Source organism: Neobacillus drentensis (assembly GCF_036965245.1).
Lineage (GTDB): Bacteria > Bacillota > Bacilli > Bacillales > Cytobacillaceae > Neobacillus > Neobacillus drentensis_G.
This window is the reverse complement of sequence record NZ_JBALPG010000206.1, coordinates 20,267-20,487: the sequence shown is the minus strand read 5'-3', so window position 1 is coordinate 20,487 and position 221 is coordinate 20,267.

Here is a 221-nt window from a genome sequence, read left to right as displayed (position 1 = left end):
TTAAAAAATATAACTTTTTCATGAAACAAGGAGTCCAAAATTACTCCTTTCATTTCTTCACATCAAATAGTTTACGGGGTATAGGTCAACAGCCTTTATTAAAAATAACTTAAAATTCCCACCTTCATGTTCCTGTTTTGTTACATAAAAAATGAAAAAGTGATACTTCGTTATTGAAGTATCACACTAGTTGTAATAATAATTAACTATTAATTAAACTA